We start from the raw sequence: 10,243 nt of genomic DNA on the forward strand, positions 1-10,243 counted from the left end.
TTTGCCCTAACGACACGGTTCCTGGGTTCTTGTGGTGACGCGGGCCGCAAGACTCGCCACCCGCTCCAACGTGTGCCCGGCGATATCGGGACGGTGGTCTTCGCCGAACGCGCGTCCTACACTCGTTGAGACGGCGACGGGGTGATCAAGGCTTCATCGGTCATGCGCCAGTCACGTTTTGGCAGAGCCTTCGGGAGACCGCCATGAAGATCGTGTTGCTAGTGGCTTGCTTAATCATCAGTTCAAGCGCGTTCGCGGAATGCGCGACCAATAACCGTGGACAAACGGTCTGTGGCAATGGGTCCTCCGCGGGCGGTTACAACCGGAATACGGGCACCGCCTGGACATCCCAGACGAATCAGAATGGTGTTCGCACGACCCAAAACAATCGTGGCGGCGAGGCGAAGACGGCGAACGGAAAAGGCGTCGCGCGTGGGCCCGGCGGCACGACCTGTTATCGGACAGCGAATAGTCACGGTTGCAACTGACAGTGTCCGGCCACGCTCCCAGCGTGGCTTTCAACTTCGACGGTCGAGCAAAGTCCCATAGCGGGTTTGCGCCGGCCTCCTGATCGATCGGGGCTTGCCGCGTGGCGGTTGCCCTGGCAACCGCTGCGTCCTCGCCGTGCACAGCAAAAGGCGTGCTCGGCGGGATATCGGACCAAAGTCTCATTGTTTTTGCCCTGGACGGCTACCACACTTGACGACTACGAGCGCCGTGACAGGACGGCGCCGATACCAACGCGCCGGGCAGCGCTGGTGGCGCTTCGAGCGCGCCGTATGCGCGACACCCCAGCCAGCGACCCAAAGATCATTCCGGTCTTCGCGTGAATCATCGGGGCACGTTGTATCGAAGAAGTCATAACCGGCGTGGGCAATCGTCCGGGAGCGGCAAGCCGGCTGGCCCCGTCATGCTTCAGCCGGCGCCGTGTCCAGCGCAGTGTGCAGATCCTTGCTGATCCAATTCGCGAACAGTGAGAGCGGGCAACGCAGAGGTGACCATGGCGCGCGCGTACCGGGGCGATGCGCAGGTCCGGCGCGTTGCGGGAGGCCATTCATGAGCGGACCGTTCTTTCCAGAGCATCGACCGTTACCCCGGGTTGCGGCACGCCGGGACCGCCTGCCGCTAATCTTCTTCGCCATTGCGCTGACGCTCTTCGCCGGCTGCAAGAAGGCATCGGGGCCGCCAGCGCTTGGCGCACCGGAAGTCACGGTGATGACGGTCACGGCTCAGGACACCCCGGTTCAGCTCGAGTTCACCGCGCAGACGCAGAGTTCGCGTGAAGTCGAAATTCGTGCGCGTGTGGACGGCTTTCTCGACCGGCGAACGTACTCCGAAGGCGACAAGGTGAAGGCCGGCCAGACGATGTTCCTGATGGATCCGAAGCCGTTTCAGGCCGCGCTGCAGACGGCGCGGGGCGAGCTTGCGCAGCAGCAGGCGCGGCTCACGGTAGCGCAGCAGAATCTTGCCCGCGTCAAGCCGCTCGCCGCGCAACAGGCATTGAGCCAGAAGGATCTCGACGACGCGATCGGCAACGAGAAGCAGGCCCAGGCCGCGGTGATTTCCGCCCAAGGGCAGGTCGAGACCGCGGAACTCAACCTCGGCTACACGACGATCAAGTCGCCGCTCGATGGACTCGCGAGCTATGCAAGACAGCAGGACGGCAGCTATCTGATCGCCAATTCATCTGGTCTCCTTACGTTTGTCTATCAGCTCGATCCGATCTGGGTGAACTTCAGTATTTCCGAAAACGAAATGCTCCACTTTCAGGACGAGATTTCGGCGGGCAAGCTGATCTTCCCGCCGAATAGCGAATTCGTCGTGGTAGTGCTACTTGCGGACGGCACGGAATTTCCGCAGCACGGCACCATCAGTTTTGCGAATCCGGCGTTCAGCACCGACACGGGCACGTTCCTCGTGCGGGCCTCGCTTGCGAACCCGAAGGGCACGTTGCGGCCGGGGCAGTTCGTGCGCGCGCGCGTGACGGGCGCCACGCGGCCGAATGCCATCCTCGTGCCGCAACGGGCAGTGCTGCAGGGCGCGAAGAGCCACTTCGTATGGGTCGTGGACAATGAGTCGAAGGCAAAGCAGCGCGTGGTGGAAGTTGGCGACTGGAGCGGCGACAACTGGTTCATTAACGATGGCCTGAAGGCCGGCGAGCGCATCGTGGTAGACGGCGCGATCCGCGTCGTGCCCGACGTACCGCTCAAGATTGCCGGAACGCTCCCTTCGACGCAGACCGGCGGCAAGGCAGTCGTCGAGAAAGGCGGGGCGTCAGCGCCACAGGTGAGTGCGGCCACGCGCGCGACGGCGCCTGCCGCAAGCAGCGGCGCGTCGCAGTAAGGGGCGACTCGATGAACATCTCGCACTTCTGCATCGACCGGCCCATCTTCGCGTCCGTCATCTCGATCGTGATTACGCTCGGCGGCGCATTGACGTTGTTCTCGCTTCCCATCGCGCAGTATCCAGACGTCACGCCGCCGCAGATCACGGTCTCCGCGACCTACCCGGGGGCCAGCGCGGACGTCGTGTCGAACAACGTGGCGGCGCCGATCGAGCAACAAGTCAACGGCGCGGACAACATGATCTACATGTATTCGTCCGGTTCGTCCACGGGCAACTACACGCTCAACGTATTCTTCGGGATCGGCACCAATCCGGAACTTGCCCAGGTCGACGTGCAGAACCGCGTAAACCTCGCGCTGCCGCAACTGCCGCAGCAGGTGCAGTCGCAGGGCGTCCAGGTCCAGAAGAAGTCGAACGCATTCATGATGGTGATTGCGATCTACTCGCCGGACGACCGCTTCGATCCGACCTATATCGCGAACTACGCAAACGTCTACGTGCTCGACACGCTCAAGCGGATTCCAGGCGCGAACCAGTCGTCGATCTTTGGCACTCCGGATTATGCGATGCGGATCTGGTTGAAACCCGATCGCATGGCGCAGCTCGGCATCACCGCCGGCGACGTACAAAACGCCGTGCGCGCCCAGAACCAGCAATTCGCGGTCGGCACGGTCGGCCAGGCGCCAACCGGCAACCCGGTCGAGCAGTCGTTCGCAGTGACGACAACCGGGCGGCTCGCGACGGCCGCCGAATTCGACAACATCATCATCCGCGCAGCGAGCAACGGCGCGGCGATCGTCCGCCTGAAAGACATTGGCCGGGCCGAACTGGGTCAAAAGAGCTATTCGAATCGCACCACCTACCAGGGCAAGCCCGCGACGATCATCGCGGTCTACCAGCAGCCGGGTGCGAACGCGCTCGACGTTTCGAAGCAGGTACACGAGACGCTCGCGCAACTCAAGACGTCGTTTCCTGAAGGGCTCGACTATCAGATCGCGTTGGACACGACGGATTTCACGCGTGCTTCGATTGCAGACGTGATTCATACGTTCTTCGAAGCGCTCGTGCTGGTGGTGATCGTGGTGTACGTGTTCCTGCAGAGCCTGCGCGCGACGCTCATTCCGGTGCTGGCCGTACCGGTGTCGATCGTCGGCACGGCGATGGGGATGGCGGCACTGGGCTTTTCGATCAACATGCTGACGTTGTTCGGCATGGTGCTCGCCATCGGCATCGTCGTGGACGACGCGATCGTCGTGATCGAGAACGTCGAGCGCAACATGACCGTATTCAAGCTCAGTCCGAAAGACGCGGCCAAGCGAGCGATGGACGAGGTGTCGGGCCCGGTCATCGCGATCGTGCTCGTCATGTGCGCCGTGTTCGTGCCGGTTGCGTTCCTGGGCGGGATCACCGGACAGTTGTACAAGCAGTTCGCAATCACGATCGCGATCTCGGTGGTGTTCTCGGGCATCGTGGCGCTCACGCTGTCTCCAGCACTGGCCGCCATTCTGCTCAAGCCCACGCACCATGAGAAAAAGGGCTTCTTCCGGTGGTTCGACAACCAGTTCGCGCGGATGACCGCCGGCTACGGGCGCGCCGTCCAGTTCATCATCCGGCGTTACGTGTTGGGCCTGCTTGTTTTCGGCGCCGTGATCGTGCTTGCGGTCCTCATGGGCAAGTCGATCCCCGGCGCTTTCCTGCCGCCCGAGGACCAGGGTTATCTGCTTGGCGCGATCATCATGCCGGACGCCGCGAGTCTCGACCGTACCGCGGCCGTGGGCGACAAGGTCACCGACCATTTCATGAAGCAGCCCGCGGTCAGCAGCATCACGATCGTGAGCGGCTACAGCTTGCTCGACAGCCAGAACAAGAACAACGCGGGCACGTTCTTCGTCGGCCTGAAAGGGTTCGACGAACGGTACAAGTTCTCGAACATCCGTGAGCAAAACGCGCGGGCTGTGCTGATCAAGGCTTACGAAACGCTCTCGAAGATTCAGGAGGGCATCGTCGTACCGGTGAATCCGCCGTCCATTCCTGGTCTCGGTACCACGGGCGGCAGCGAAATGTGGATCGAAAGCCACGGAGACGGCTCCATTCAGCAGCTCGCGGGCGTCGTGCAGGACTTCATGACGAAGGCGAGGGCGCGCCCCGAACTGACCGGCGTGACCACGACGTTCAACGCAAGCTCGCAGCAGTTGCTCGTGAACGTCGACCGCGACCAGGCCGAGACGCTCGGCGTGCCGGTCGAAGAGGTCTACAGTGCGATGCAGACGATGTTCGGCTCGCTTTACGTGTCGCAGTTCAACAAGGACGCGCGGCTATGGCAGGTGATCGTTCAGGCCGATCCGCGCTACCGGCTCACGCCCGCCGACCTCGACCAGATCTACGTGCGCAGCCGCTCGAACAACATGGTGCCGATCAAGGCCGTGATGACTTACAAGTACGTCACGGGACCCGACCTGATCACGCGCTTCAACAACTTCCCGGCGGTGAAAATCACCGCGAATGCGGCGCCGGGCTACAGCTCGGGCCAGGTGATCGATACCCTGAAGGAACTCGCCGCGCAGATGCCGCCGGGCTACGCCGTCGGGTGGAGCGGCGAGGCGTTCGAGGAGATCAAGTCGGGCTCGACCGGGGGGCTCGTGTTCGTGTTCGGGATCATCATGGTGTTCCTGATCCTTGCGGCGCAATACGAGAAGTGGTCGCTGCCACTCGGCGTGCTCATGGCGGTGCCATTCGCGCTGTTCGGCGCGCTGCTCGCGATCCTGCTGCGCGGCCTGAACAACGACGTGTACTTCCAGATCGGGCTGACCATGCTGATCGCGCTCGCCGCGAAGAACGCGATCCTGATCTTCGAGTTCGCGGTCCTGAACCGGGAGACCGGCAAGACGCCGTACGACGCCGCGCTCGTCGCCGCGGAAGAGCGCCTGCGGCCGATCGTGATGACGTCGCTTGCGTTCATCCTCGGCTGTGTGCCGCTAGCCATTGCGCTCGGCGCTTCGCAAAACAGCCGCCATTCGATCGGCACGGGCGTGATCGGCGGGATGCTGGGTGCAACGGCGATCGCCGTGTTCTTCATTCCGATGTTCTACTGGGGGATCGAGACGCTTGGCTCGCGCAAGGGCGGCGGCAAGGAAACACCCGCGCCGGGCAGCGGAACGCCGCCGCCCGCATCAGGCGGCTCAGGCTCGCCGACCGTCACGCCGTCCGCACGGCATGAGGACGACTGACATGCGTGCCGCAGCCATCGCGCGCGTTGCCGCGCCAGTCCTGCTCACCGGCTTGCTGAACGGCTGTTTGCTCGGCCCCAACTACGAGCGGCCCAAAGTGGACGTGCCGGCAACGTACCGGTTCGCCTACCCGGATGTGGCCGACGTCGCCAACACCACGTGGTGGGAGCAGTTCGAAGACCCTGTGCTGAACGACCTGGTGAAGACCGCGCTCGAGAACAACCTCAACGTGAAGCAGGCGGCCGCGCGTGTCGACGAGTTCATGGGCCAGTTCGTGAGCACGCGCTCGGCACTGTTCCCGCAGGCGAGTGCCAATTTCAGCGCTGCGCGCGAGCGCGCATCGCAGAACGGGCCGACGCCGATACCGGCCGGCGTCTCGCCGGTTTTCAACGAGTTCCAGCCGAATCTGTCTGCCTTCTGGACCATCGATCTGTTTGGCCAGGTACGGCGTGAAACCGAGGCGGCACGTGCAAACGTGAACGCAGCCGAACAGAGCCGCCGCGCGACGATCCTGACGCTCGTCGCATCGGTCGCATCGTCCTATATCACGCTGCGCAGCCTCGACGCGCAACTCGAAATCGCGAAGAGCACAACGGAGAGTCGCGCCGATTCCGTGCATGTGTTCACGCTGCGTCAGCAGTTCGGGCAGACCTCGGATATGGAGCTTGCCCAGAGCCAGTCCGACTATGCGGCGACGAAGGCGACCATCCCGCAATTCGAGCAGCAGATCGCTCAGCAGGAAGACGCGATTGCGGTGCTGCTCGGCAGCAATCCCGAGCCGATCCTGCGCGGACGCGCACTGGTGGATCTCTCGACGCCGGCCGTGCCTGCGGGCATGCCGTCGGACCTGCTCGAACGCCGCCCGGACCTGCTGCAGGCCGAGCAGAATCTGGTTGCGCAAAATGCGCTGATCGGTGCGGCGCGCGCGCTGTATTTCCCGCAGATTTCGCTCACGGGGTTATTCGGTTCAGTGAGTACGCAGTTCTCCAGTCTTTTCACCGGACCTGCTCGGGTATGGGCGTTCGCCGGCTCGGCAACGATGCCGCTCTTTACGGGCGGCAACATCTACGGTCAGAACAAGCAGGCCGACGCGCGTCAGCAGGAGGCACTGTTCGCCTACGAAAATGCGATAAAGGTCGCGTTCCAGCAGGTTGACGACGCGCTGATCTCGACGCAAAAGTCGCGTGAGCAGCTCGAGATTCAGAACGATCAGGTCACTTCGCTGCGCAAGTATCTGCGGCTCGCGCGGCTGCGCTACGAGGGCGGCTATACGAGCTACCTGGAAGTGCTCGATGCCGAGCGCAATCTGTTCAACGCGGAACTGCAGCAAACGCAGACCCGGGCCGCGACGCTGACGAACCTCGTCAACCTCTACATGGCGATGGGCGGCGGGTGGGTCGTGCAGGCGGAGCAGATGAGCGTGCCGCAACCGGCGAGCGGACCGCCTTCCGCGCAGCCCGCTACGACGGAACCCGTGGCGCAGGTGCCGCAGTGACCCTCGGGGGCTTGTGCGCACCACAACTGCGAGCGCCGGCCCATCGCCACCGTCATTCACGACTATCTCGCGGATCGGGAGGCGAGGCATGTGTCCTGAAAACGTCGACGCAGCAGAGGAAAGGCGTCTGAACGAGTCGCGTACCGCGCAGCTGCCGTGGAAAAAGTGGGGGCCGTACCTCAGCGAGCGTCAATGGGGGACGGTCCGCGAGGACTACAGCGACGACGGCAACGCCTGGCATCATTTCACCCATGACCAATCGCGCTCGCGCACCTACCGATGGGGAGAAGATGGGATCGGCGGTCTCTGCGACGACGAGCAAAGGTTGTGTTTCGCGCTCGCGCTCTGGAACGAACACGACCCAATCCTGAAGGAGCGTCTCTTCGGTCTGACCAATAGCGAAGGCAATCATGGCGAGGACGTGAAGGAGTACTACTTCTATGTCGACAGCACGCCCACACACTCGTACATGAAGTATCTGTACAAATATCCACAACGGGAATTTCCATACCGGGATCTGGTCGAGACGAACGGAAAGCGTTCGCGCAGTGAACTCGAGTATGAACTGCTCGATACGGGCATATTCGATGACGACCGGTATTTCGACGTGTTCGTCGAATACGCGAAGGCGGCCCCAGAAGACATCCTCATACGCGTGAGCGTGCACAACAGGGCAATGGAAGGGGCGCGGCTTCGCGTTCTGCCGACGCTGTGGTTTCGCAATACCTGGTCGTGGGGCTACGACGAATACAGGCCATCGCTATGCGAAACGGGCTCAGGCGTCATTCGTGCGACGCATCAGGAACTGGGTGAGTACTGGCTCTATTGCGACGGGGCAACGGAACTGCTCTTTACAGAAAACGAAAGCAACGCACGGCGTCTGTGGAACCAACCCAACGCGTCACCCTATGTGAAGGACGCATTCCACGCATATGTCATAGACGGGCAGGGCGACGCCGTGAATCCGGCGAAAGCGGGAACGAAGGCCGCGGCCCATTATGTATGCGACGTGCCCGCGGGCGGCGCCGCAACCATCAGGCTGCGCCTGAGCGCGGTCAACCTCGACAACCCGTTCGATGACTTCGGGAGGACTTTCGACGATCGTGTGACCGAAGCGGACGCGTTCTACGAACGCATTGCGCCAGCGGTACTAACCGACGATGAGCGACGCGTACACCGTCAGGCGCTGGCAGGCATGTTGTGGAGCAAGCAGTACTACTACTTCGATCTCGAGCGGTGGTTGCGCGAGCACCAGAGCCATCCATTGCTCGAAGCCAGCGGCCACGCGGTGCGCAATACCGAGTGGTTCCATATGCTGAACGCTGACGTGATATCCATGCCGGACAAATGGGAGTACCCCTGGTTCGCAGCATGGGATCTGGCTTTTCATACGATCGCGCTAGCTCCTGTCGATTTCGATTTTGCCAAGCAGCAGCTGCTCTTGATGCTGCGCATCCTGTATCTTCATCCAAGCGGGCAGATCCCGGCCTACGAGTGGAACTTCAGTGACGTGAATCCGCCCGTACATGCCGCTGCCACGCTCTGGCTCTACAAGTACGAGAAAGCGTTGGGACGCGCCGATCCGCGCTTTCTCGAGCGCTCGTTCCAGGGCTTGATGCTCAATTTCAACTGGTGGGTCAACCGCAAGGACCCCTCGGGTCGAAGCGTCTTCGCCGGTGGCTTTCTCGGGCTCGACAACATTGGCGTGTTCGATCGCAGCGCTCAGCTACCCACAGGCGGTTCGCTCGAGCAGGCGGACGGCACCGCGTGGATGGCGTTTTATTGCCAGAGCATGCTCGAGATGGCCATGATCCTGGCCGAGCACGACCCCATGTACGAAGAGATTGCCTTCAAGTTCGTCCAGCATTTCATGTGGATTGCCTACGCAATGAACCGGCTTGGCGACCAACCGGACGACATGTGGGACGAGCAGGACGGATTCTTCTATGACCTGTTGCGTCTGCCCGACGGCCAGACGATGCGCTTGAAAGTGAGGTCGATGGTCGGCTTGCTGCCGCTCTGTGCGTCGACGGTTTTCGAAGCCGATTCAGTCTTGCGTTGTCCGCGACTCATGGAGTTGATCACACAATTTCGAAGCCGTTACCCGGAGTTGCTTGCCCATGTGGCCCCAACCGATGCTGGCTTCATCGGCCATAAAAATCGTAGACTCCTGTCGATCCTGAATACGCGGAAACTGGAGCGCGTGCTCGGATATCTGCTCGACGAGAACGAATTCCTCGGGCCGTACGGCATCCGTTCACTGTCTCGCTACCATCTCGACCACCCGTACATACTCGAGGTGGGCGGACAGGAATACAAGGTGCAGTATCTGCCTGCGGAGTCGAATACCGGCATGTTCGGCGGCAACTCGAACTGGAGGGGGCCGGTGTGGATGCCGGTGAATCTCTTGATCGTGAGGGCGCTGACGAATCTATACGGCTTTTTCGGAAACGAGTTCAAGGTTCAATGCCCGACGGGATCCGGACAGATGATGACGCTGTTCGAGGTGGCACAGGAGATCGTCCGCCGCCTGACGGGTACGTTTCTTCGCGGCGAGGATGGTCGGCGCCCCGTTTATGGCGGGACAGGCAAGTTCCAGGACGACCCGCATTGGCGTGACCTGATCCTGTTCTACGAGTATTTCCACGGCGACAACGGTGCGGGACTCGGTGCAAGTCACCAGACCGGTTGGACCGGGCTCGTTGCGCCGCTCCTGGACCTGTTCAGGCGCATCGACGCACAGACCGTTCTGGAAAGCGATCGCTGGCGTGTAATGGCGGGTGTCGTTGGCCAGCAAATGGATGAGGGGCGCTGAGGGAGGCGCATCGCGAGGAGCGTGGTGCCGGAAACGTGGTTATCTTTTATTTAACATAATGCAAATTATCGAACTTTTGATTTGTAGTGGCTAAGTAGAAATGTCCGCTTTTGGCCAAGTTCAAATGTCCGCTTTCGAGTTGCCCGTAGCCTGACCGGCCGCTGGAGGTCCAGCGCCGGAGCTGCGATGGCTGCAACAGAACGGATAACCATGACGATGTGCGAGCTGGACAGATTCAAGGTCATTGAGGACGTGGTGGACGGCAGGCTTACGCCAACGCGCGCCGCGGAACGTCTCGGGCTGACGACCCGGCAGATCCGGCGGCTGGTGGCGCGACTCCGCGAGCATGGGCCGCAAGGC

5 protein-coding genes are annotated in these 10,243 nt (G+C 62.0%); all 5 read left to right on the top strand.

Features of this window, described 5'->3' with window-relative positions; genetic code table 11:
• Window positions 1-1,056: 1,056 nt before the first annotated feature.
• A complete protein-coding gene (locus tag E1N52_RS21245; protein WP_133184694.1) occupies window positions 1,057-2,343 on the top strand; it encodes an efflux RND transporter periplasmic adaptor subunit in 1,287 nt (428 codons plus the stop codon).
• Between the two features lie 11 nt (window positions 2,344-2,354).
• Complete coding sequence (locus tag E1N52_RS21250) at window positions 2,355-5,573, top strand: efflux RND transporter permease subunit (RefSeq protein WP_133184695.1); 3,219 nt, start codon at window positions 2,355-2,357, stop codon at window positions 5,571-5,573.
• A gap of 1 nt (window position 5,574) precedes the next feature.
• Window positions 5,575-7,068, top strand: a complete 1,494-nt coding sequence (locus E1N52_RS21255; RefSeq protein WP_133184696.1) for an efflux transporter outer membrane subunit — start codon at window positions 5,575-5,577, stop codon at window positions 7,066-7,068.
• A gap of 88 nt (window positions 7,069-7,156) precedes the next feature.
• Window positions 7,157-9,883, top strand: a complete 2,727-nt coding sequence (locus E1N52_RS21260; RefSeq protein WP_133184697.1) for an MGH1-like glycoside hydrolase domain-containing protein — start codon at window positions 7,157-7,159, stop codon at window positions 9,881-9,883.
• A 186-nt stretch (window positions 9,884-10,069) separates the two neighbouring features.
• Window positions 10,070-10,243: helix-turn-helix domain-containing protein (locus tag E1N52_RS21265; RefSeq protein ID WP_133184698.1), on the top strand; the 174-nt coding region annotated here is incomplete at its 3' end.

The organism is Paraburkholderia guartelaensis (assembly GCF_004353905.1).
GTDB lineage: Bacteria > Pseudomonadota > Gammaproteobacteria > Burkholderiales > Burkholderiaceae > Paraburkholderia > Paraburkholderia guartelaensis.

Bases quoted from the DNA above. Each gene is read 5' to 3' on its own strand.
- E1N52_RS21245 (WP_133184694.1), top strand. From the start codon at position 1,057: ATGAGCGGACCGTTCTTTCCAGAGCATCGACCGTTACCCCGGGTTGCG.
- E1N52_RS21250 (WP_133184695.1), top strand. From the start codon at position 2,355: ATGAACATCTCGCACTTCTGCATCGACCGGCCCATCTTCGCGTCCGTC.
- E1N52_RS21255 (WP_133184696.1), top strand. From the start codon at position 5,575: ATGCGTGCCGCAGCCATCGCGCGCGTTGCCGCGCCAGTCCTGCTCACC.
- E1N52_RS21260 (WP_133184697.1), top strand. From the start codon at position 7,157: ATGTGTCCTGAAAACGTCGACGCAGCAGAGGAAAGGCGTCTGAACGAG.